Origin of the sequence: Empedobacter brevis, from assembly GCF_965118635.1 — a bacterium.
GTDB lineage: Bacteria > Bacteroidota > Bacteroidia > Flavobacteriales > Weeksellaceae > Empedobacter > Empedobacter brevis_A.
Map to the genome: position 1 here is coordinate 1 of NZ_CBCPHV010000019.1, position 22831 is coordinate 22831.

Here is a 22831-nt window from a genome sequence, read left to right on the forward strand (position 1 = left end):
AATGAAGTAGCAAAAACCTGGGCTAGTCTGAATAATTGATAAACTTAGATAGTAGAATTTTAGATAACTAAAAAATATTGTATGGCAAATTTAACAAAAAATCAGCGAACAATTGATATTCCACAAGCAATAAAAGAATACATGAATCGTGTAGGTGCAGATCAGTCGTCTGTTTCTCGCTTATCAAAAGTAAGTAAATCAACTTTAAACTATATTCTGAAAGGTGAAGAATACATCCCTACTGCTGATACGCAAGCAAGAATATCAGATAAACAGTACGAAAAAATATGTTTTGCGATTGGTTATTCGCTTGTTGACGTAAAATGGAGACATTTTGAAACGGATAACTTCCTTTTGATCGCTAATACACTTGATGAAGCAAGAAAATTTAAAAAACGTAATGCGATTGATGGATATACAGGACTTGGAAAGACATATACGGCACGAAAATGCAAAAACTCTTTTCCTAAGAATACTGTTTTATTGACTTGTAAAAAATCAAGAACTACAAAAGAGTTTGCTGTTCATTTTGCAACAAAAGTAAATGAGCTTTTAACTAAAAATAAACGTTTTCCGATCCGTGGATCTAAGAATAGTTTAATCGAACAAAGTTGTGAAGCGCTTATAAATGATGTTGATAGTGCTTTATTAATCATTGATGAGTTGGAGAACGCAAGGGACACCCTTCTACCAATTATCAAAGAAATTGCAGACGACCTGGAGCATAAAGTAGGAATAACTCTTTTAGGGATTGGGTCTCAAAAGATGTTTAGAACTCAGGCTGAGCGAGCAAAAGACGGTGCTATACAAGTGAATAGACGTTGGGAATCTGGATGGACAGAGTTAGAATCTAACATCTCGGATGATGTTGAAAAAATATGTTTTGAAATGGGAATTAAAAATGCTGCTGCCAAAAAATGGATTAAGAAAAAAGCAACCAATTTCGGATCACTTGAAAATATCATCACTTTGGCTTTAGATGAAGCTGAAGCATCAGAAACAACTGTATCAAGGGAATTACTGGAAGACTTATTTGAACCAAATAACAACAAAATATTAGACTAATATGGGAACACTTTACTTGTCAAAAATGATGCTTGTTTTTCGAGATGAAAAAGGCAAAATAAAAAAGGTTTACACAGGACAAATAGTAAACGAAAAGATTATTAATAACACTGTTTATATCACAGAATAGTATGAAAGGGGATTTTTTAGATATAGTTGATCCTGAGTACATGAAAAAGTATTTAAAGAATATCGAATTAGAGCAAAAGAAAAGGATTGACTTAGTAAAAAAGATTACAAGTGTAGTCATTAATAAAGAATTAAATCTTGATATAAATACTAAAGTTAGCTGTATTTCAGTTCATTCTCATGATTTTAAATTCAACTATAATAGTTATTTCTCAAAAGAATTATATGATCATAAATCTTGTGATACAGTACCCTTAATAGAATTATTAGAATTAGTAAAAAAATATAAAAAACGATAATATGAGTTATAAAACATACGCAGTAAAAATAAGAGTTTCAGCAAACGGATACAAAACAAAATTTTTTGAAGGTATTTCAATAGCAAAAGCTCCGAAGGAAGCGTCTGAACAAGCTTTAAAAATGCTTAAAAGTGAATTAAATCAACAAAATCCAGAAATGAAAGATTTATTTAATTACGAAGTCACAAAGTGTACAAAATTAAGGACGGATTTTATTATTCAACCAGAAAAAAAAATAAAACAAGCGGGATAATACCCGCTTTTGGTGGTAAAAACAATAAAATAATACAATATGGAAGCATCAATTATGAACAAACCAGTAAGCGAAATGTCAGTAGACGAATTATTGGCGTTGGCAGATACAAAAAGAGCTGAAATCGAAAAAGAAGCTGTAAAAGCAAAGAATCAATACTTAACAGATAAGACTGATTACTTGCAAGAAATCGCAAACCGTCGTTTTGAAATTCAACAAAAAATGATTGAATTGAAGCAATACGAGGTTGAAAATGCTGAAAAATTCAACAATCTAAAGTACGAATTGGACGGTAAAACGCCAAAAGAAGCGAAATCTTTCGAATTAAAATCTGAAACAATCAAACAGGTTATTGAAAATCAAGAACGTTTCGATTTTACAGACGAAGCTATCGTACACATTGAAGCAATTAAAGCAATTTTTAAAGAAAAATTTGAAGGCCGTAATAAAGGAATGTACGATTTATTAGATTCTATCTTAATGCGTAATTCTAAAGGTGATTACGATGCAAAATTATTAACCAAAGCACGCAGTCAAGTTAAAAAAATTGGCGATCAACGTTTAATTGATGAGTTTGAAAAATTAACAGATTGCTTGAAAGTTGTCGGAACTGTGAAATATAGCCGTGTGTATACAAAAAACCAAAAGGGCGGTTGGACGGACATCTCTTTAAACTTTTCAAGCTTATGATTGGATATATAGCCTTCTGAATTGCCTGTATATTATATTTTATAGTATTAGGATGTATCATTTATTTATATAACAAAGCAAACGACAAAATATGATAATAGATCTTCTGAATCATTTCATAGTATTTATAACTGTATTCATTATCTCAATCTATTATTTCAAAAAACAACAACATAACAAAATGAAAATCGAAATCACAAAAATTACAAATAGCCAGTATATCGTAAATGGTAAAACGATGATTTTAGAAGATGATCACAAATGGATCCCTCAAATAGAATCATTAACAGAAGCTGAAGCGACAGCATTTAAACAACGTTTAAACGCTGAATTATTTAACGAGAAAAACAAAGATTATGGAAATCACAGAAAAACCTAATAATCCGGTCAATTGGTGGAAAGTGTTTTTAATTCTACTTCTCATTTAGCTTTTAATTGCTCAATAACTCCCAAACGGTTTTTTAAAGGAGGTTCGATTCCTCCTTTGGGAACAATAATACAAAATGAATGTTTAACCTAAAATTAGTTTTATGACAGATCGAGAAAAACGAAGCATAGTCTTAACTATTGCTACTAGAACAGGCATTAAAGAGCCTGATTCATGGACTAAGTTCAATGAATGGATGCTAAATAGTAGTGTGCAGAAAAAAGAGCTCCACAAGTATAATTCAGATGAATTAGATAAGCTTATCAAGCAATTCAGAGGGATTGAAAGTAATTACAAAAAATCTGCTGAAAAAACAGGAACTAAGGCCTGGAGACATAAACACAAATTTGCTCCAATTGGTCTAAATTAAAAAAAGACTTGAGAAAAATATCCCAAGCCCCCTAGCAAAGGCAAAGATATTAAACTTAAGTCAAAATGGCATACAACCGCAGAAATTATCTTAAAAAAGTTCTTAAAGTTCAGCAAATAACCCTTGAGCACAGGGCTCGAGGGTTATATTTCAAAGAGATTTTTCATAAATATATAGAAAATCAATTTGACATCTGTCAAAGAACCTACGAGAATTATTTAGGTGTAAATGCCAAAAAGCAGTTAAAAGATTTGCAAAAAGACGATTCTAACCAAATCCCACTGTTTTAATGAGAAAAATTAAGTTAAAAATTGATTACGAGGTTTTAAGAGCCTTAATCAATATCATAATTAACGGATTAAACGAGCCGTTCATTGACAATCAGGAAGAAAAATTTAAACAATCTGTTAAAGCTGATCTATTTGTTATGTTATCGAAAAAAACGATGACTTTAAACCTTAAAAATTTAACTTTAAAATACCACGAAGCGTATTTATTACATGATGAAATCGGTAAAATTTCGCACACTTTGGAGGTTTCAAATTATACCAGTCTTAAAGTACTCAATTTTTACGGTGAATTAGATCAGTTTTTAACTCAAAATTTACAAATAAGATGAAAAAAATCAAAGAATTTATTTTAAAATGGTTAGGAATAGATACCATTTTAGCAAGATTAAGACGTATTGATTTAGCTTTAAAAACTTACGATAAGAATTTTAGACTAAATGAACATGAATTACGCTCTGTAAATGAAGATTATTCAACTCTCAGAAAGCATTTAGAATTTCTAAATTCTAATTTCTTTGCAGCTGCAGATATAGCAAATTCAGTTCATGACTTTAGTTCTGTAGTTATAATTCGCAAAAGAGCTTCTGGAAAGGATGATGTTGTATTTTATGAATTACAAACACGAGATGTTAACCATGTGATGAGTATTATGCAAGGTTTTGGACGTGAAAACACTGTTATTGGTACTGCTGTTGTAAAAAGTAGACCTCCTAAATTTAGATTTTAAGATGTACCTTATTTTATCTTTAAAACACACTAATAAAGAAGATGAATCGATTACTTTATGGAGAAGTAACAATCAAGGTTATACATATTATTTAGAAGCGTCTGGACAATATGAGCAAGTTATTAATGATTATCATAATTCAGAAGGAAATTTACCTATTAATCAAACAATTTTAAACAAGTTAGATAAAATACAAAGTTTAAATGATTATGGAGAGCCTGTAACTTTTATTCATAATTCCAAAAAGAATCATTCAATTTTAAAACTCAAATTCGTAAAAGGAAAACTATGCAAAAAATAGATTTCTCAGAAACAATAAACGAAAAGCCTTCCTATTTTATTTATAAGATTTGGGAAGGCTTTTTCCATAATAATCTACATCGATGCGATTATTATTACAATCAATTTTTAGACGGTTATCAGTTACAATTCGGTAAAGAATGGGATAACATGGATGAAGATAATTTAAAACCTTGTCCTAAGTTCCATACCATTCGAACTAAAACAGGATTGTTAAATGATGAAAGCGAGGTTGAATTAGTGATAAACAAAGGAACTCCGAAAGAATTTGCATTTACACCAACACTTTATGTCCGTTCAATCCAACAAATTTGGATAATAGATGAGCCTGAAGGGTTTGGATTTACGGTAAATATAGACGGTATTATAAGAAGTAATGCACTTATTGAACAACTCGCAATCAATGATGGTTTTGAAAGCTTAGAAGCGTTTAAAACCTATTTCAAATCAAAAATGATAAATGGATCATATTCTGGATTTATCATTCATTGGACAAATTTAAAATATTAAAGAATAAATTATGGCTTGGAAAGTAAAACAACATAAAGTAGTGAGTTCAAGTATGGACTTAAATATGAGTGGTAAATTAAAATTTTTAGCTGAAACTACTGTAGCAAAAGAAGCAGGGCAATTTGAGGAAGAATTTAAAAGAGAACTTTTAACAATAAAAAGGACGAATATTTTTTCAGCTGAATACTCATATAAAATGACAGCTCGAAATCCTACAAGCGTCGAAGTTTGGAAAATGAAAGCAAATGGAGATTTTAATTATAAAATTTTCACACTTGATTTTGACGGCAAAGTTTATAATCCTTTTAATTTTTAAATCAGATTATAAATGGAAAAAATAATTCACATGATTCCACTTCAAAATTTTATATGGAATCATATTAAAGATTTTGGTTATTATGAATTAAAAGCACGCTATAAAGCATTTTTAAACAAGGATGTTGAATTAGGTATGTTTATTCCTACAGATGAGAATGATAATCCACTAGGTAAAAATGTTGCTGACAATAATTATCAAGGTGTATTATTATATCGAATAGCTAAACAATGTGTTTTATTCGAAGGTTGGACGTATGATTTTGAAAACGAATATTTAGTTTTTAAAATCAGTGAAACTATGACAATGTTTTTAGATTTTGAAGAATTAAAGGGCTTAAAATTAATTGATCTTGCTGAAGAACATTTTACACTTTCTGAATCAGCTTTAAAACAAATTTATGGAGCTGCTTAATTTTAAAAATCATGAAATTTGGCGTAAATGCGGTATTTGTGGAAAATACTACGATTGGCGTTTTGCTGATTATTGTTGTGAAAACACTCATTAATTTGAGTGTTTTTTTGTTTTTACGTGAAAGCGTAATTTATTTATTATCAATTAAACTAAATTTACTTATATGAAAATAACAGCAGATAACTCTGTAATTAATCAAATCACAGAAGCTATTGAAACAAGCTCGATTGGAATTGCTATACAAGAAAAATATACTATCATTTATACATCCAATTCGATTGAGTTTAGCTCAAAAACAGATCAAGAACCAAATATGCTTGATTTCTTTTGGCTGGGTTGGTTCTCGAATCAATATGAATAAAATCACTGGTAAATTTTACAGAAATGATTAATTCTAATAAATTATGGTAAACCGTAAAATAAAAAAATATTATTTTTAATATTGTATACGTTTAATTTTGAACGGATATTTTAATTTATTTAATAATGTTTTGGTTATTATTATTTGGTTTTGTTATAATTTCAGCAATTGTAATTGCTATTTATAACATTAGTAAAGAAGATTCTTTTACTAGGAAATTTAATGAACGACAAATGCAGGCCATAATGTTTCAAAGTTTTGAAACTTTTCATATTTTGACGAACACAAAAAATATAGATACATATAAATCTAGATTTGATTTCTTTTTAGAAAAATTACGACAATTAATTGCATTTAAGAAAACAACTCGTTATAACCAAAATTTTGGGAAAGCGATACTTAATTATAGAAAAAAATATCCAGACAGAGATACTGCTATTTTGCGTAGTAATTTATTTAATCCTAATCCTGAATATTTTGATTTAGCCGTATTTTTTAAAAGATCTGCTTTTGAATGTTTAACAAATAGTCTTATTGAAGATCAAGAAAAAATAAAAGTTTTAAAAACCGAAAAAGCAAAGCAGAATAGGGAACAAAAAATAGAACAAAAAATAGATGACTTTTTGGTTTATTTATCTGAAAATGGAATTTCAAAAGATGATGAATTATATAAATCTATTCTTGAAATACAAAATAAATAACAGATGAAAATACTTATATTATTTATATTACTTTCTTTTTCTTGCCATGCTCAAAGTTTATATGATGCAAGGGCGAATGAAAAAGTAAGTTATAGAGATAGTGAATCATTCTCTATAACAGTTACAAATAGTTTATATGGGTTAGAATTTGAACGAAATAGTCGAACTTTAACACCTGAGTTAAAAACACAAATTGAGCGTTTTATGAAAAACACAAAACGCCCAAAATATAAACATAAAGGTAAATTAACCTTAGAAATCATTAAACGAGATAATCAATATTTTGTTGTTGAAACTAGAAACCCTGAAAAGCTTTTGGCATTATAGAGGGTAATTACCCTCTAATCAAAACCGAACTTATTTACAAGGTTTCCTTCTAAATTTAGTTTTTCATAAGAACCCTCAAGATAATTATCTTGAGGGTTTTTTATTTTACCAAAATAACTACATTCATATTGAAGTAGGTAAACATCTATAATACTATCCATTTGGTTAAACCCCTCATTAATCAATTTTAATTTTCCTGTACTCTCGGTTTCAATTTCTAAAAGAACATCATTAACCAGGTCAATAAAATCTAAAAAATTAAGTCCTAATTCTCTATTGTAAGAGATGTTACTTGTATCTCTTAATTGTTCATAACAAACATGAAATGTAACAGTAGCAATAGCAGGGTTTTGATTATGGTCGATATTCCATTCGACAAGTAAACTTGTACTGGAGAATAATTCAAAATTTTCTTCATCCAAATATTGTTCTGCGTATATATCAATATATTTAACTGGAGTAATTTGTTTCGAGACAAAACGATCTATAATTTCATCTTTATCAAATGTTGAAATAATTTTTTTATATAAATTCTTCATTTTAAATCTTGTTTAAACCTATTTTAAAATTTGTTTAATCTGCTTATCTAACATTCGTTCAATACGTCGCTGTAAAATAGCAGATTCACCCAAAAACTGTCTTTTAGGCATTTTTAAATTCATTTTTCGGGTGTGTGAACGAACATTTTCCCCGCGTCCTTTCCTGGTACGTGAATGTGATCTAACATTAACGGTTTTGTGAATTGTACCACCTTCATTATGAATTTGTGCGTACGGGACGTCTGTACCAATAGTAACCGAGTTACGTGTTACTTTTAATTTTCTTACAGACTTTTTTAGCCTTCCAGATTTAGCCATTAACGATCCTGTACTTTCTCTTTTTCGAGGTTCCCATCTTGAATTAGAACGATCTACCCAATTTTTTTGGATAAATCGTTCTTTTGAAAATCTTTCAGCTAAAATAGCTGCCATTTGAGGAAACTTTTGATGTAACTTCTGTAATTTACTTAATCGTGTTAAAAAACTGTTATTTCTAGCCATTTTCTGCATTTATTAATGTTCTACGCATCATCTCCATAAACCAAGCTTCTACATCATCTTTTGTCATTCCAACAGTTTCAGATCTTGCGATATTTATACCCCCTTTGTTGAAGGAATCAATTTGGATTGTAATATTTCTTACTTGATTTGAAGCTCCTGTAATTGAATTAAGATGTTCGCCTTTCTTTTTACCTCCTTTGCCTTTTTTCTTGTCATCATCTGAAGTACCTCCAGCGTATAAACTTTGAACTTTTTTAGGTTTAATACTATTATTATGCGCAGTCATGGCATCTAAATAGCCTTTACGTTCGCTAGAATTCTCCCATTCTAATTTTCTTTTGGCATCTTTTTCTCCATCAGTTTCTAAATCTAAACGACTTCTAACATCGTTTACTTTATTTAAAAGCCCTTTTGATATTCCAGTTGGATCATATTCGGAAATAAGTTCTAAAATCTGTTTTAAAGGCTTTAAAACGACATCCATTAAGACAATACCAATTCTTCGAAGAGCTCCACTAATTCCATCTGTTTGAAATGCCTTTTTAATACTTTCCCAATGATCGTATATGGATTTAAAGGCATTAATTACCCATCCAATAGGCCCTAAAAATTGAAGTAAAGCAGCGCCCCACTCATCATATTTTTGTATAGCAGTATAGACTAAAGCAATTAGAACTACAATAGCCCCAATGATTAATCCAATAGGATTAGCATAAAAATTAGCATTTAGCGCAGTTTGGTACAACGTCCAAAGTTTCGTTACAATAATCACTGCATTTATAACGCCTAAATACGTTCCTAGACCTAAAGCTAAAGCGCCTATTATTGTTGCTAATATCTGCATAACTGGATTTCCATTATTAATTTCATTAAAAAACCAAACAAAAACCCCTGTAAGCGTTCCAACGAAAGAAGTAAGCGTATTGATAGCTCCTGTAATATTATCCATTCCAATGGCATCAATGACTGCCATAAGTCCGTTTACGATTTCAGCTTCCAATTGCCCTATAGCTCCCTCAAAAGTGGATGTCGATTTTGCTGCATCAATTGCAGCTTGTTGAAACCCTAAATCCATAATAGCTTTATTAAACTCATCTGCAGAAATTTTTCCATCTTCCATTGCATCTCTGAAATTCCCGGTAAAAGCTCCGTTTTTTCGAAGTGCTTCTTGCATCTTTCCTGAAGCTCCCGGAATAGCATTTGCCATTTGGTTCCAGTCTTGCGTTATAAGCTTTCCTGCTCCATTTACTTGCGTTAAAACTAAAGCTACGGATTTATATGTGTCTGCACTTCCTCCAGCTACTGCATTTAAATTCCCTGCAGCTTTTGTTAAATCGATATAATCTTTTACACCATTTGCCGCTAATTGAGCTGATGTATTTGCAATTGTATTTAAATCATATACAGTATCATCTGCATATTTTTTCACTTCAGTTTGAGCCTTTTGTATTTGCCCAGAATCAAATCCAGCAAAATTCATTGTGGATTTAAACTTTTCGAGGGAATCCGCTGAATTAACCGCTTCACTAGTTAAGTTTGATATTGCAGATGTTACGACATCAAAAACTTTCATTCCTAAACCAGCACCAATCCCAAAAGAGAAACTAGATTCAGATTTAGAACCGAAACTATTTAAGGCTTTTTCTGCCCTTGCTTTAAATCTTCCAAGTCGCCCCTCCATTTTGTTTAAAGTAGAGTTAAGCTTGTCTTGAACTTTGTTTAAACGACTATTAAACAACTTATCACCTAATTCAAGTAATAGTTCAATTTTCGATTTGCTTGCCATTTATTTTATTTTTTTTATATCTTTGTAATACAAGACGTCGTAAAAGCCTCTAACACTAACGCTCACTGAGTAGGAGAAATATAGCGTGATGAGAGCCTTAAATGGTGGGTGTTTTACCGTCTTTTCTCCTAATAAGAAGGCCTTTTCTAAAGAGATGGTCTTCTTTTTTTGCTTTATACCAGGTTTTAACTTGTAAACCGTCTTTTGCAAACTCTGTATCAATTACAATTGCTTCACCTTTATAATACTTGATATATCTCGATTGATATTTAGTAGAATTTTTATCCTGAGTATTGTACCAAACTTCATCCGGGTTTTTGATAATATCTTTTACATAAGGAAAAAGCTGATGTCTATTTTCTTGATCATTTAAGTATTTTCCTTTTGTATGAAAATCAAAAACAGATTTATCTAACATCAATTTTCTACCTAAATAATCATCAAATCCCATGAAATTCTCATCCTTCACAGGTTTAAATAATTCCTTAACATTGTCTTTTGTGATGGTATTATCAAGTTTCAGAGGGTTTAAGCCTTTTTTATCCTGTGTTGCATCCAAATTATAATCCTTGTAGGTTAAATCGTTAATAACATTAGTCGCTTTTCCATCAGTATAGAATTGTGCTTTGGTGAACACTTCTTTTAAATCTCCTCTATTAACAGCAAATTGTGAGTCCTTGAAATTAGATTGCGTACGGTTCATAAGTTCCCACATCTGTTTTCCAGAAGTAATATCTTCCGATCCAACTGGATCGATATACTGAATAAATTCACAGCGACAACCAAAACCATTAGGAGGATTGAATTTCATAGCTTCTTTATCAGATAGGTTAAAAATTCGACCGTTTAGGATCTTATGTTGTTCCCTTACTTTACTGTCTCCAATAGTTTGATATTGAACGTAAGAGGTTACCGTATCTTTTTCTGCAATAAAACGCTGATAAGCTGCAGAACTTTGCCCTACAGCAATCGAAAGATTATATTCAGTCAATAACCAATCTTCGTTAAACTCCTTGTTGATTTTAGATGCTCTATCTTTAAAATCTGAAAAGGATCTGATTTCTAATTTTTCTTTATCGATTAACAAATCAGTCATTGCAGCTAAGCGAGCCTCTGTTTTAGATTCGCAAAACTCAAATAGATTATACTCCATTAATTGATAAGCTAATGTATCTGGCGTGTTATAACCGATAAGAACGCCATAGCCTTCTTTTAAACCACTTGTTAAATGATTAAATTCTGATGCGATAACATTTGCACGATCTGAAAGGTTCTCATCTTCCTTGTAAAGCCCTTCCATCCAAATTTCAATGAGTTTATTTATTTCATCATTTTTCTTTGATGAAATAGGATGATGTGCGCAACATGGATCAATATTCTGGACGTTTCCAAGTGGATGACGGTTGATTGCTATTTTCTTGTTTGGAATTGAAATTTTGAATTGCATTTTGTAAATCGTTTGGATTGTTTGCTACTGCGTTTATTATTTCGATTAAATTGAGCTTTGATACAGCTTCACTTCTTGCCAGTGCTTCAGATAAGGCTGAATTATCATTTCCGGCACCAGGAAAGAATGTCACAACTTTTTTACCTGTAATAGGGATATTAAACGTTGATGAAAGCCATTCATCCGGAATTTCCCGGCTTTGCATTACCCCCTTAACAATTGTCCAATAATCCATTAAGCCAATTTCTTCTTTGGATTCTATCCATTCTAGTACATCATCTTCAGATAATTCAGTATATCCCTGAGAAATTAAAAGAGGAATAAGCTCATCGTTTACGTTAAATGTGATGTCCCGTCTATCTGCTTGTGAGATTTTAAAGTCTAATGATCTTTCGTGTACTTCTGTTTGCGATCTATTTGCAGCGTTCGCAGTTAAGGTGTTTGACCCGACAATCACCGCCGAAATTTCATTACTGTTTTGTTCAATGAATTTTGAATAGACGTTATAGGCATCCGTTCTGTTTGCTTCATCAAATTTGATTGTTGTTCCATCAGGAAAAACCCCAATTGAAGCTTCAGCTAAATTTAATAGTTGTTTTTCAACTGCATCTAAATGTTCATCATCACCCTTATTTGTTGTAGCAGAAACTAATGGCATTCCAAATTTCTCGCAGAATTCAGCCCAAGATTGTGCTACATTTCGTTTCCAAAGAATGTTAGGAACAATATTGTTCATTAATCCTAAATCATCATCTGTTAATTGTAAAATCCATTTTTTATAAATTGGATTTGTGTAATCGATGTAAGAATTAGAATTTAAATTCGGATAAATGCGTTTAAAATTCGTAGCTGTATTTCGTTTTGGAATTTCATTAAATTCTATGTTGTGTCCTTTGAAAGAATAAAACTCAATGACTTTAGCACCCGAAACAATCGCTTCTAAATACTTTGTTTTGTATTTGAAAAACCACTTTTGATTAAAAAGCTCAGTTGCTTTCTCATTTACTTCACCCGTTTTTTTATTTCTGATCTGTGTATCAATACTAAGTGTTGCAGAAAATCGCAATTGCATAAGTGCTTTTACAGTCGCATCAGTAAGTAAGTCGTCAATTAAATCACAGTATACAGTAAAGTTTGGTTTTTCGATATGATCTACAAGCATTAAAGACTGTCTCCATTTATCAATGTCTTTTCTAGACATATCTTTAAACTGAGTTGTAATCTTATCGATAATCTTTAGCATATTTTCATTACTTACTCCATTTTTGGGGCTTGTTTTTGAAAAAGTATTTTTAGGCGTTTTAGATGCTTTTAAAAATTTATTAAATAATTTCATCGTGAATATTATTAAAGTGTCTTAGATTAAAGTTTAAACATTGTTTAAACACTATTACCACTTGTTATTTTCCTGTCTATGTTTTGAAACTATACGGATTGTACTTTTTGGCTTTCCTGTTTGTTCGTCTACAATTCGAGGTAAATCTGCTTTTTTACCTCCAGCAATCCCTTTTAACCACTCTAAAGCATCGGCATAACGATCTGTACGATGTTTCGGAATATGGTTAGGTGCTAAAGAAGTGTATAAATGATATAATGCGCAGTCAATGGTGATCATTACGATAAATGAATTCCTTTCGGTTCCTTGTGCAGAGAATATTTTTACAGTATCATAAAAGCCACTGATATAATTTTTAATTTGATCAATAGCCATTTGTTCTGCTCCTTTTAATTTGGTTTCAGAATAATTCTCTAATAAAACTGTTTTGATTTCTTTTCGAATCAAAACACTGTAATCTTCGTCGGTAATAAAACTCATGTTAAAATCTGTTTTTCTTGTTTGCTTGTAATTCTTTTCGTGATTTTGTGCGAGGTTTAAACTTGTCTACGAAAGACGCTCTATTTACATCTGCCATAGCTGATTGTAGAAAATCGGGTCCATCATCATTTGCCGTACTTCCTTTTTCGAAAGCATACAATTGATCTTCCATGGTAGAAAAGTCATTTGATTCTTTATATTTCTCATTGAAATAGACATTTAGTCTTTCAAAGAAACCAGCCATAGACTCGATACGATCATATTTATCTGTTTTCGACTTTTTATCTGCAGTAACTGGAATGAAAAACCCACGTTCTTCTCCTACTAAATCGAAGTCTGTCACAAACTCATCCATTGCAAACAGTCCTTCAATCTTGTATTTTATATTGTATTTTAAAAGGTTGTGTTCTTCTACAATATCATATAACCATTCTGCAACCGCTTTACGACTTGATTGTCTTAGAAAGCAAAAAATCAAATGATATTCCTTTCCAATACGTCCAACTAGTCCCATCCCTTTGTAATCCCCGGCATCTTTGTAGGATAAATCGCCATAAAAACAAAGCGCATCATACTGATCAAATCGAAGCCTTTTTTTATACTGGATATATTCTGGTTTAAAAATTTCACCGTCCTGTATATGTTTGTGCATATACTCCCTCATAAATGATCGATAGGGAGTTGAATCGTATTTGTTACGCCAATATTCAGCCGATGTTTTTTCTGGCCAACTAGGCTCAAATGTTACTAGTGATTTTACTGCAGCAACTGTGATAACAAAATGTTTAATCTTACGTCCTGCCTGTTTTGCTTTTTCGTTAATTCGGTTAAACTCCTGTTTTAACTGATTAATAATGGTGTTCTTATGAAAGTTGTTATTTGCAACGACAAATCTTTTACGTGAAGCCCCTTCATCGAAAGTACCTTGTAAATCCTCCCAAACCCATTCATAAGCACGTCTTGAGAGCTTTTCGTTATTACATAATTTCTTAGTGTCAACATCATCCACAACAATATAATCCGGACGTTGTGCACCTTCTCGAAGTCCCCTTACAGATTGACGAAATCCTTTTGAAACAAATCGAACTCCATCAATTGTAGAAAAATCACCTTCACCCCAATCTCCGTATTTAAAGCGTTTTCCGTAATCGTTTATTAATCGTGGATTATGTTGTAATTGAGCTTGAATATCTGAAATCAGTTTTTTTGCTTTATCAACGGTTTCTCCGATTAGTAACATGAAAAACAGATCCTTTTTAACCAGGTATAAAAACAGAGGAATACCCATATCTAAATGAACCGACTTTGCCCCGGAACGATAGATTTCACCTAAAAGCGAACCGTCTGGATTATCGATAATAGTATTTGCCATTTTCTTGTGAAACTTTGCACACTTACTTTTGGCATACATTTGAAAATAGTACTCGAACCAAGCGACATAATCTTTTTCAAGCTCCTTAATACGATTTAATTTCTCCTTAGGGGTTTCATTAATATTAACCGTTGCAGATTGCTCAATTTTGCGACAATGTTCCTCGTACTGTTTAAGTAGTTTTTCAAAACTTTTCGTCATTATTCCTCCTGGTTAATTCGATATTGTAAAAAGCGTTTATGCCATTCAGTAAACTGAATCGCTAAACGTGGTTCTTGATCTGCCATCCAGTTATCAAATTCTTTAAAGACTGAGAAAATAACCTGTACGGAAGTACGAGAGGAAAGTGTTTCAATTACCTTACTCACTTTTGCTAAGGCGTCTGCATCTATTTTAGATTCATATCCACTCGCAATATTTTTCAATTCCTCCATTAAGACTTCTTTGATCTTATGTGGAGCTGCTAAAAATTCATTTCGTTTATTTTCCCAATTCCCGTCTTTTTTCCATTTAGAGAGAGTTTGTACTGAAAATCCAACAATAACAGAAATCTCTTTTAGCATTAATCCATCTTCAATAAATAGCTTTTCTGCAGTCTCTTTTTTGAAATTGTTATTTGTCCCTCCACCTCCTTTAATTACCTCCATACTTTTTGGGTTTTAGAACAAAATTCATTGAAGTTCAAGGGGTAAACTAATAAACCCGAAAGCCTTGCTGAAGATTTAGGATTGACCTGAAAACCTTTCAATATTTGCCTTATCAAATTATTTACGACGTGATTTTTACAACGAATAAAAATGTACTAAGAGCAATAGGCACGATATGGGATGGAGATGGTGAAAGCTTTATCAAAGCTTTTCAACCAATTGAAAACTCGTATGATGATATTACAATAGAACTACACACAAATGGAGGAAGCGTTTTTGATGGTAATTTGATTTTTAATGCAATTAATAATTCTAAAAAGAATATTGAAATACATATCATAGGTATTGCAGCCTCGATGGGTGCTGTGATCAGTCAATCGACAAGGAAAGTATATATGGTAGAAAATGGATTTATGATGATCCACGCACCCTCAGGCTATACTTATGGTACTGCAGACGAATTTGAAAAATACGCCCGTTTACTACGTGAAATAGAAGCAAACTTCAGTAAGAAGCTACAAAGAGTAACAGGACAATCAAAGGAGTATGTTGATAAATGGCTTATTGGAGACAATTGGTTTTCTGCAGAACAAGCCTTAAAAGAAAAAATAATTGCAGGAATTATCGAACCTAAAACAGATGTTGAACGTTTCGATCCTACACAAGAAACAAATAACGAGGCCTTTGCACGATTTGCAGCCTTGTATATTCCAAATAATGTTAATAATAATTCAACAAACGAAGAAATGAAAATGCCACTTATTCAAGCCTTGGGATTACAAGGTGTAAACGAACAAAGTTCGGATACGGCTGTTATTGATGCCGTAAAGGCTAAAAATGAAGCCGATAAAAGTCAGCTTGAAAAAGATTTAGAAGCCGAAAAGAAAAAAACGGCTGATTTACAAGCAAAATTAAATGCGCAATCTGAAAACGAAATTAAAGCATTTTTGGATGAAAAAGAGAATGCCGGGGCTTTCAAAAAAGAAGCTCGCGAGACCTATGAAGGTATTGGTAAAACATCCGGAATTGAAGCTTTAAGAACTGTTTTAGGAGAAAGTACACCTGTACAAGAACATAAAACGATTTACGGTCAAATTCAAAACAATTCAGGAAAAACGCCTATTGCAGGACGCGAAACTTGGACGTTTGCCCAGTGGCAAGAAAATGATCCTAAAGGATTAGAAAAACTTTCTCAGGAAAAACCGGAGGAATTCGAAAAATTGTTTAACGCTAGAAAAACAAAATAATGGCAGATTTTGAAGAAGGATTATGGACAAGAACCTATGTCGATCCTCAACTTTTGGAAGATTTCAAAAACTACAAAGATGATTTTATTGGAACTTTTTCCGCTCCATCTACAGGAGCAATTGACACAGACGGGATCAAGTTCAATAAATTAAATAATGATATTGGATTTGTTGTCAATCCTACTCAAGATTTTATCCCACAAAAAATCAAAGGAGGTAAAGGCTTAATTGAATGGGATGTACTTGGAACAACTCCAACAATTATCACAGATTCAGAAATTCGAGCAATGGCATTTGACCGTGAAGCTGAATATAGAGTATTACATTCAAATGCTTGGAAAATTGGAGTTCGTAATTATGCAATGCACAAAGCTGCACCGCTTAAAGAAACAAACGATACACCGATTTTGAGAACATCTGGTGCAGATGATGGAAAAGGTAGAAAAAAATTAACTTATTCTGATTTAATCACTTTTTATATGCAATTAGAAGGGATGAATTTAGAGTATTGGGATAAAGCCTATTCGATTTTATGTGCTGAACATCGTCAAGATTTAATTGATGATAGAGGTTCAACGAATAATTATCGTGATGTTCAAATTGATCCACAAACAGGGGAAATTAAACGTTTTTTCAAATTGAAATTTTTTGAGAACAATCATAATGTGAAATATACTGCAGCTAATACATTGGTTGCACGTGATGCAGTTGCCCAATCAACAGATATGAATGCTTCAATTTTCTATTACGCTCCAAACATTGTTCATCATATTGATGGTGTAAAAACATTGTATAAGCCAATGTCAATGGATACACGTAGTGCAGATCCTCAATCTGAAATGCGTTTGCATACTTGGGGTTTAACTGAGAAAAAGCAAGAAAAGGCATCTGCTGCCATTGTATCTACAAAAATTTAGAAAGATGGCAGTAGATAAACAAAAACAGGAAATTGCATTGAGTGTTTTAGAACAAAACACTCAATCAAATGCCGTGTGGATAACATTTGATAATCAAGCTTTTTTATTAGAGGAATTAGCAAAAGATCATCATAAAAAACACGGTATCAAAAAAGACCCTAAGGTCTTTTTTCGTGAAGGATCTAAGACTGAAATTTTATCTAAGGATGATTATGAAGGTCTGGAGGAAAATGACACTTCAAAAATGATCCAATTAAAATCAGACAAAAATGATCTTTTAATCGAATTGGAATCTTACAAAAAATCAGATAATAAACATCGTGAGTTATACGAAGAAGCTTTATCAACTATTGAAGAAAATAATTCCAATATCGAAAAAATTTCAACTTTGAATCAACAAAACGAAGAAAAGTTGAAAGGATTGGAAAAAGAAAACGAAGCATTAAAGGCTCGAATTACTCAGCTTGAGAGTAAACCTGAAACCGTAAAAGATGAAGGAAACGCTCCAACAAAAAGTAAATAGAACGTTTGCTCAAAGTGATCATTTAGAGCTTTGGGCAAATAAACAAGATGAATTGTTTTCAAGTGAACAAAAAGCCTTGAAGACAATGAAGTTAGGCGAAACTCCAAAGAAATTTGTTAAACAGGAAAATATAAAAGACAATGAGCAATCTTAATGGTGTTACAACCAAAAAAGGAAAAGTAGGTGCTAATCGATCTAATAATAAACGTGCTGTTTCAGCTTTAGTCATTAGCTCAGTTGTACTAGCAAACTTAGCTTTTAATACACCTGTAACTGTTTACAGCACTGACGATTTAATTACCTATGGATTAGATGCAGAATTTGATAAAACAAATAATGTCAATGTTTATCGTCATGTTTCTGAGTTTTATAGAATGTCAGGTTCAGGTACTGAATTACATTTAATGCTTGTATCACAAACGGAAACACTTAAAACGTTAGTTCAATCTGAAAGTATTAAAACATTATTGGCTCATGCCGATTATGAAATACGTCAAATTGCATTTGCTCTTAATCCAACTGAAGCTCCAGTAATAGTTGACGGCTTACCAACTGATGTAATTGAAGCGATTCCTTTCGCTCAAGGTTTAGCTCTTTGGGCATTTGAACAAAATATGCCTTGTCAGGTATTTTTAGAAGGATACGGCTTAGATGGGAATTCAAATGTTGTGGAAGATTTACGAGCAATCGATAATGTTGAAGCCACTAAGGTTTCTGTTATTATAGGACAGGACTGGAAATATGCTGATACAAAAACAGGCTTAGCACAAAAGTTTGCTGATGTCGGAACTGTTTTAGGCGTATGCTCGTCTGCGAGTATCTCTCAAAACATTGGAGATAATGAAGCGTTTGACTTAAACGATTCAACAAAAGATACTTGGATGATTCCAGGATTATCGAATCACAAAAAGAATACTGAAGTTTATTCTCAGCTTCAAACCTTTGAAGATAAAGGATATATTTTCGGTTTGTCTTATGCAGGTTTAGCAGGAATCCGTATCAATAACGACCATGTATGTGCTCCAATCATCGTCGATCAAGATGGAAACATGAACGAGCATACAATTGCTTACGGTCGTGTAATGGATGATGCAGTAAGGCAATTAAGATCGGTTTATTTACCGAAAGTTAAAAAAACTTACCCAGTGGATAAAGAGGGTAAAATTCCTCCAGCTGTTAGAGTTTCGCTTGAAGAAATCGGTAATCAAGTTTTTGCCGATATGGTTCGAGATAATGAAATATCTGCAGGGAAAGTTCAGATTGATTCTAAAAGTGATTTGTTAGTAAAGAAGATTCTTATTGCAAATTATGTGGTTCAACCACTTGGAACTCTTTCTGAGATTAACGGAACAATTCACCTTAAAACACAAGTATAATGGCAGATATAACAAGAAATGGAAAATCCTATGATTCAGGTGACGTAAAAGTATTTATCAATGCAGTAAATCTTGATGTAGTTAAAATAAATTATAGTAAACAACAAGAACATCAGCTAAATCATACTCTTTCGAATAAAGCAAGTTCTTGGTCTGCAGGAAAAATCACACCAGCCTGCACGATTGATATAATGATGGCAGATGTTGTTCCTTTAGAAAGAGCAGCAGGCGGTGATTTGTTGAGTATAAAACCTTTTGTTATTACAGTTGAGTTTGTCAATGAATACAATGATGTTATTGTTGATACTATTTTGGCAAAATTTCAAAATCAAGGGCGTGATGTTACAGGTGAAATGGGATTACAAATGTCTTATGAATTATTTACGCTAGATGTAGATTTTAATGTAGGGTGATCATTTTTACCAGAATACAAGAAAAATATTTTTTAAAACAAGTTTAAACAATCCAAAAAAAATAAAATGGACGAAAATAAATTCAAATTAACTCCAGAAGAAATCGAAAAAAATGGAGGTGAGAGAAATTTAAGAGTTGTAGAATTACCACTAGATGATAATGCAAATGAATTCCTGGAGGTAACTGTTAGAATTCCATCGAGACAAGTAATGGGACAATACATGAAGTTTCAAAATGCAAATCCTTTAAAAGCACAAGAGATTTTAGTAAAAGGTTGCCTTTTAACTGAGAAAGATAAAGTTTTGGCAGATGATGCACTTTTCTTAACACTTGTCTCTGTTTTGGCTGATCTAATTCCTATTCGAGAAGGAAGGCTAAAAAAGTAATCGACGATTGTCCTGGATTAATTGATGATGCTGAAAAGGATGAAATTTTCAAATACGATGCGCTTATTTCTCACTTTTTACACATTCCATTTCCTGAATTGTTAGATGATGAAACTTGGGTAATGAAAATTGCTCAAGTAAAATATCTAGCAGATAACGGAATTTTAGCACCTAAAAAAGCAAATCTATAATGAATGTAATTGATTTATCTAAACGTTATGCTGCTGCCTTTGGAATGTTAGCTGTTGGAAAAGCTGCGCAAAAATTATTTGTTGAGAAAAAAAAGGATCAAGATTACAATTTTGAACTTTATCCAAAAACAAATTTTGAAAGTGAATATGTCAAGTTTACAATTCCTGATCAGAATCCTTTAGAATTTTCAACTGCTTTAACCGCAAAAACAGAAAATGTTTTTGCACCTCCTTTACTAATGACTTTCTCCAGAGAAAAGTCATTAGTAAAAACAGAGGTCAATGATGATGATTTTGTAGTTATTGAACGTTGGGGGATGCAGCCTTGGAATATTAAAATAAATGGACTTTTAATTGACCTGGACAATCGTACTTATCCCAGTGATGAGATTATAAAACTAAATAATTCGTGGAATTATAAAGGGGTTGTAGAAGTAGTAGGAAAACAATTTTTAGAAAAAGGCATTGATTCTATTGTATTCGAATCGATTGAATTTACACCCATTGAAGGGTTTGAAGATACAATTCAGTTTTCTATTTCAGCTTTTTCGATTAAGTCTGTCAATTTTACGCTTTTAAAACCTAATTCAGCAAAGATAATAACTGGAGATGTAACCGTAGAAGATGAATTACCTCTATCATAATATCGATTTAAACATTAACATCGCAAATCGGGTAAGATTTACTGTGTGTGAATCGATTCAGATTAAAAAAAGTGTTGAAACGCTTACCAATACAGCAACACTTGTCCTTCCTAGAGAGTTTAGAAATGCGCTTTCTAAAGCAGATAAAGATCTTGATTTATCAAGTAAAAGCATTTTAGAATTTATTTCGAAAGGAGATCCGATTCGTATTTCATTTGGTTATGATGAAGATTTAGAAACTGAATTTAGAGGATATATCAAAAGTATTGGAGCTGATGCACCGCTTGTATTGGAGTGTGAAGATGAAATGTATCAATTAAAAAAAGCTAAAAGGGTAACTAAAACAATCAGTTCCGGAAAGCTATTGGATATTTTAAAAGAAATCATTCCGGACAAATATGAGATTATTTGTAATGAGACGTATCAAATCGGTAAATGGATTATTAAGAATGCAACTCCTTATGAGGTTTTGACAGAATTACAGGAAAAAGTTGGTTTAAGGTTCAATTTTATTGATTCTAAAACTATAATAGTTGGAATGATGACAGATTTTAAACCTGATGCCGTACATGAATTTAATTTCTCTCGAAATGTTCGACGTGAATCAGATTTAAAATTTGTGATCAATGATGATACTCCAAGACAGATTATTGTAGAATCGATGCAAAAAAACGGTGAAAAATTAAGCTACACTACAGGTGATCCTAAAGGAGAATCAAAAACTAAAATCGTATGGCCAAATCTCAACAAAGCAGAGCTTAAAAAGTGGGGAGATAGTTTTATTCAACAAGAAGAAATTGGAGGTTTAAAAGGAACGTTAGACAGTTGGTGTATACCTAGAACAAATCCTGGAGATTCTGCACAGATTACAAGGCCTATTTATTCAGATGGACACCAAAATGGAACTTATTTTATTAAAGCCGTTACAATTGATATAAATAAGGAAGTAGGAATTAAAAGGAGTAATGAACTCAGTCATAAATTGATTTAAAATGAATGTAGAAGAATTATTTTCTCAAGTAATAAATAGTGGTCGAAAAAACATTGGATTAGAATCTATTTCAGTTGTTTCAGTTCAAAAAGTAGAAGATAACTATTGCATTATAGACAATGATACAGAAGTTCGGTTAAACTCAATTATTGATGATTTAAAAAGTTCTTTTACAATTTATCCTAAAATAGGATCTAAGATCACTGTAGCACGATTAGATAACCAGGACGAACTTGTTATTATTCAATATTCAGAAATAGACCGAATTGTAATCAAAATGGATCAACAAGTTTTTGAAATGAAAGATGGCAAATTCAGAGTTTTAAATGAAAATTCTAATCTTAAAACAATTTTAAACGATTTGTTTTCGACGCTTGAAAATTCAATTATTCAAACGCCTTCGGGAGCAGGAAAATTTATTGAAATCAATAAACAAAAATTCAAATCGCTTAATAAACAAATTGATAAACTTTTATTCTAATGGCTTTAAATGACGAACAATTAGTACAGGATATAATTTCAATTCAAGACGAAATGATCCAATCAGAAAACTACGAAGAAAGTAAACGTATTTATGCTGAAAAGTTGATGCAAGCAATCAAGGATTATTTAATGTCATCAGTCATTCAGATAACAGGAACATCGAACCAAGGAGCTTTTACAGGACAAGGAAAAATAGAGTAATGAAAGATTTAAAACGTACAGATTCTCAAGATTTAGAAATTGGAAATGGTGACTTTGTGATCGATGAAAGTGATCAACAACATATCGAAGATATTTTCATCGCTCAAAAAAGCGAATTCAAAGAATTTCCATTAGTTGGATTCGGTGCAATTAATTACATCAAAACAAATA

General features: G+C 31.9%; 35 protein-coding genes. 27 read left to right on the forward strand and 8 right to left on the reverse strand.

Translation table 11 applies throughout. The features are described from left to right. Positions 1–81 precede the first annotated feature (81 nt). The 16 genes from ACMHJW_RS14085 to ACMHJW_RS14160 all read left to right on the forward strand — a co-directional run bounded on the left by ACMHJW_RS14085 (position 82) and on the right by ACMHJW_RS14160 (position 7179). Positions 82–1065, forward strand: a complete 984-nt coding sequence (locus ACMHJW_RS14085; RefSeq protein ID WP_413534041.1) for an AAA family ATPase — start codon at positions 82–84, stop codon at positions 1063–1065. Positions 1066–1196: 131 nt separating this feature from the next. Then, entirely contained in the window at positions 1197–1493 is a 297-nt protein-coding gene (locus ACMHJW_RS14090; RefSeq protein WP_413534042.1) for a hypothetical protein, read from the forward strand. Position 1494: 1 nt separating this feature from the next. After that, positions 1495–1746, forward strand: coding sequence for a hypothetical protein (locus tag ACMHJW_RS14095; protein ID WP_413534043.1), 252 nt, complete (start codon positions 1495–1497; stop codon positions 1744–1746). Between the two features lie 39 nt (positions 1747–1785). Further along, the gene (locus ACMHJW_RS14100; protein ID WP_413534044.1) at positions 1786–2436 is read left to right on the forward strand and encodes a DUF3164 family protein; all 651 of its coding nucleotides are present in this window, start codon (positions 1786–1788) and stop codon (positions 2434–2436) included. Between the two features lie 181 nt (positions 2437–2617). Beyond that, the gene (locus ACMHJW_RS14105) at positions 2618–2815 is read left to right on the forward strand and encodes a hypothetical protein (protein WP_413534045.1); all 198 of its coding nucleotides are present in this window, start codon (positions 2618–2620) and stop codon (positions 2813–2815) included. 151 nt (positions 2816–2966) lie between these two features. Further along, the gene (locus tag ACMHJW_RS14110) at positions 2967–3233 is read left to right on the forward strand and encodes a hypothetical protein (protein ID WP_413534046.1); all 267 of its coding nucleotides are present in this window, start codon (positions 2967–2969) and stop codon (positions 3231–3233) included. A gap of 65 nt (positions 3234–3298) precedes the next feature. Next, positions 3299–3523, forward strand: coding sequence for a hypothetical protein (locus ACMHJW_RS14115; protein WP_413534047.1), 225 nt, complete (start codon positions 3299–3301; stop codon positions 3521–3523). Next, positions 3523–3852 carry a hypothetical protein gene (locus ACMHJW_RS14120; protein WP_413534048.1) on the forward strand — a complete coding sequence of 110 codons (330 nt, stop codon included), beginning with the start codon at positions 3523–3525 and terminating at the stop codon, positions 3850–3852. Before ACMHJW_RS14115 ends, ACMHJW_RS14120 begins: the two co-directional genes overlap by 1 nt. Further along, on the forward strand, positions 3849–4250 hold the full coding sequence (locus ACMHJW_RS14125; RefSeq protein ID WP_413534049.1) for a hypothetical protein: 402 nt from the start codon (positions 3849–3851) through the stop codon (positions 4248–4250). The genes ACMHJW_RS14120 and ACMHJW_RS14125 overlap by 4 nt, the downstream gene beginning before the upstream one ends. A gap of 1 nt (position 4251) precedes the next feature. Further along, positions 4252–4551, forward strand: coding sequence for a hypothetical protein (locus tag ACMHJW_RS14130; RefSeq protein ID WP_413534050.1), 300 nt, complete (start codon positions 4252–4254; stop codon positions 4549–4551). Next, positions 4539–5060: a hypothetical protein gene (locus ACMHJW_RS14135; protein WP_413534051.1), complete on the forward strand. Its 522-nt coding sequence runs from the start codon at positions 4539–4541 to the stop codon at positions 5058–5060. Before ACMHJW_RS14130 ends, ACMHJW_RS14135 begins: the two co-directional genes overlap by 13 nt. A gap of 10 nt (positions 5061–5070) precedes the next feature. Then, positions 5071–5376, forward strand: coding sequence for a hypothetical protein (locus tag ACMHJW_RS14140; RefSeq protein ID WP_413534052.1), 306 nt, complete (start codon positions 5071–5073; stop codon positions 5374–5376). 12 nt (positions 5377–5388) lie between these two features. Then, positions 5389–5790: a hypothetical protein gene (locus ACMHJW_RS14145; RefSeq protein ID WP_413534053.1), complete on the forward strand. Its 402-nt coding sequence runs from the start codon at positions 5389–5391 to the stop codon at positions 5788–5790. Positions 5791–5953: 163 nt separating this feature from the next. Further along, entirely contained in the window at positions 5954–6151 is a 198-nt protein-coding gene (locus ACMHJW_RS14150; RefSeq protein ID WP_413534054.1) for a hypothetical protein, read from the forward strand. A 125-nt stretch (positions 6152–6276) separates the two neighbouring features. After that, entirely contained in the window at positions 6277–6852 is a 576-nt protein-coding gene (locus ACMHJW_RS14155) for a hypothetical protein (protein ID WP_413534055.1), read from the forward strand. Positions 6853–6855: 3 nt separating this feature from the next. After that, complete coding sequence (locus ACMHJW_RS14160) at positions 6856–7179, forward strand: hypothetical protein (RefSeq protein WP_413534056.1); 324 nt, start codon at positions 6856–6858, stop codon at positions 7177–7179. A 14-nt stretch (positions 7180–7193) separates the two neighbouring features. Here ACMHJW_RS14160 and ACMHJW_RS14165 read toward each other — a convergent pair whose 3' ends face one another. From ACMHJW_RS14165 to ACMHJW_RS14200, 8 genes are all read right to left on the reverse strand, one after another. Further along, positions 7194–7718, reverse strand: a complete 525-nt coding sequence (locus ACMHJW_RS14165; protein ID WP_413534057.1) for a hypothetical protein — start codon at positions 7716–7718, stop codon at positions 7194–7196. 18 nt (positions 7719–7736) lie between these two features. Next, entirely contained in the window at positions 7737–8219 is a 483-nt protein-coding gene (locus ACMHJW_RS14170) for a phage virion morphogenesis protein (protein ID WP_413534058.1), read from the reverse strand. After that, on the reverse strand, positions 8212–10005 hold the full coding sequence (locus ACMHJW_RS14175) for a tape measure protein (protein ID WP_413534059.1): 1794 nt from the start codon (positions 10003–10005) through the stop codon (positions 8212–8214). Before ACMHJW_RS14175 ends, ACMHJW_RS14170 begins: the two co-directional genes overlap by 8 nt. A 97-nt stretch (positions 10006–10102) precedes the next feature. Then, complete coding sequence (locus tag ACMHJW_RS14180) at positions 10103–11452, reverse strand: PBECR2 nuclease fold domain-containing protein (RefSeq protein WP_413534060.1); 1350 nt, start codon at positions 11450–11452, stop codon at positions 10103–10105. Next, on the reverse strand, positions 11376–12695 hold the full coding sequence (locus ACMHJW_RS14185) for a DUF935 family protein (RefSeq protein ID WP_413534061.1): 1320 nt from the start codon (positions 12693–12695) through the stop codon (positions 11376–11378). Before ACMHJW_RS14185 ends, ACMHJW_RS14180 begins: the two co-directional genes overlap by 77 nt. 147 nt (positions 12696–12842) lie before the next feature. Then, positions 12843–13268 (reverse strand): phage protein Gp36 family protein, encoded by a 426-nt coding sequence (locus ACMHJW_RS14190; protein ID WP_413534062.1) that lies wholly within the window; start codon positions 13266–13268, stop codon positions 12843–12845. Between the two features lies 1 nt (position 13269). Continuing rightward, the gene (locus ACMHJW_RS14195; protein WP_413534063.1) at positions 13270–14508 is read right to left on the reverse strand and encodes a hypothetical protein; all 1239 of its coding nucleotides are present in this window, start codon (positions 14506–14508) and stop codon (positions 13270–13272) included. A 332-nt stretch (positions 14509–14840) separates the two neighbouring features. Further along, positions 14841–15287, reverse strand: coding sequence for a hypothetical protein (locus ACMHJW_RS14200; RefSeq protein ID WP_413534064.1), 447 nt, complete (start codon positions 15285–15287; stop codon positions 14841–14843). A 104-nt stretch (positions 15288–15391) separates the two neighbouring features. On the opposite strand from ACMHJW_RS14200, the gene ACMHJW_RS14205 reads away from it, so the two are divergent. The 11 genes from ACMHJW_RS14205 to ACMHJW_RS14255 all read left to right on the forward strand — a co-directional run bounded on the left by ACMHJW_RS14205 (position 15392) and on the right by ACMHJW_RS14255 (position 22660). After that, positions 15392–16534 carry a head maturation protease, ClpP-related gene (locus tag ACMHJW_RS14205; protein ID WP_413534065.1) on the forward strand — a complete coding sequence of 381 codons (1143 nt, stop codon included), beginning with the start codon at positions 15392–15394 and terminating at the stop codon, positions 16532–16534. Beyond that, the gene (locus tag ACMHJW_RS14210; RefSeq protein ID WP_413534066.1) at positions 16534–17451 is read left to right on the forward strand and encodes a hypothetical protein; all 918 of its coding nucleotides are present in this window, start codon (positions 16534–16536) and stop codon (positions 17449–17451) included. Before ACMHJW_RS14205 ends, ACMHJW_RS14210 begins: the two co-directional genes overlap by 1 nt. Positions 17452–17455: 4 nt before the next feature. After that, the gene (locus tag ACMHJW_RS14215) at positions 17456–17974 is read left to right on the forward strand and encodes a hypothetical protein (protein WP_413534067.1); all 519 of its coding nucleotides are present in this window, start codon (positions 17456–17458) and stop codon (positions 17972–17974) included. After that, positions 17943–18128, forward strand: coding sequence for a hypothetical protein (locus ACMHJW_RS14220; RefSeq protein WP_413534068.1), 186 nt, complete (start codon positions 17943–17945; stop codon positions 18126–18128). The genes ACMHJW_RS14215 and ACMHJW_RS14220 overlap by 32 nt, the downstream gene beginning before the upstream one ends. Then, entirely contained in the window at positions 18115–19350 is a 1236-nt protein-coding gene (locus tag ACMHJW_RS14225) for a DUF2586 family protein (protein WP_413534069.1), read from the forward strand. Before ACMHJW_RS14220 ends, ACMHJW_RS14225 begins: the two co-directional genes overlap by 14 nt. Further along, a complete protein-coding gene (locus ACMHJW_RS14230) occupies positions 19350–19763 on the forward strand; it encodes a hypothetical protein (protein ID WP_413534070.1) in 414 nt (137 codons plus the stop codon). Before ACMHJW_RS14225 ends, ACMHJW_RS14230 begins: the two co-directional genes overlap by 1 nt. Positions 19764–19829: 66 nt before the next feature. After that, positions 19830–20150 (forward strand): hypothetical protein, encoded by a 321-nt coding sequence (locus tag ACMHJW_RS14235; RefSeq protein ID WP_413534071.1) that lies wholly within the window; start codon positions 19830–19832, stop codon positions 20148–20150. A 190-nt stretch (positions 20151–20340) separates the two neighbouring features. After that, on the forward strand, positions 20341–20985 hold the full coding sequence (locus ACMHJW_RS14240) for a DUF6046 domain-containing protein (RefSeq protein WP_413534072.1): 645 nt from the start codon (positions 20341–20343) through the stop codon (positions 20983–20985). Further along, a complete protein-coding gene (locus tag ACMHJW_RS14245) occupies positions 20966–21976 on the forward strand; it encodes a hypothetical protein (RefSeq protein ID WP_413534073.1) in 1011 nt (336 codons plus the stop codon). The genes ACMHJW_RS14240 and ACMHJW_RS14245 overlap by 20 nt, the downstream gene beginning before the upstream one ends. A 1-nt stretch (position 21977) precedes the next feature. Further along, a complete protein-coding gene (locus ACMHJW_RS14250) occupies positions 21978–22457 on the forward strand; it encodes a hypothetical protein (protein ID WP_413534074.1) in 480 nt (159 codons plus the stop codon). Then, complete coding sequence (locus ACMHJW_RS14255) at positions 22457–22660, forward strand: hypothetical protein (RefSeq protein WP_280063216.1); 204 nt, start codon at positions 22457–22459, stop codon at positions 22658–22660. Before ACMHJW_RS14250 ends, ACMHJW_RS14255 begins: the two co-directional genes overlap by 1 nt. The last annotated feature ends 171 nt before the right edge of the window (positions 22661–22831 follow it).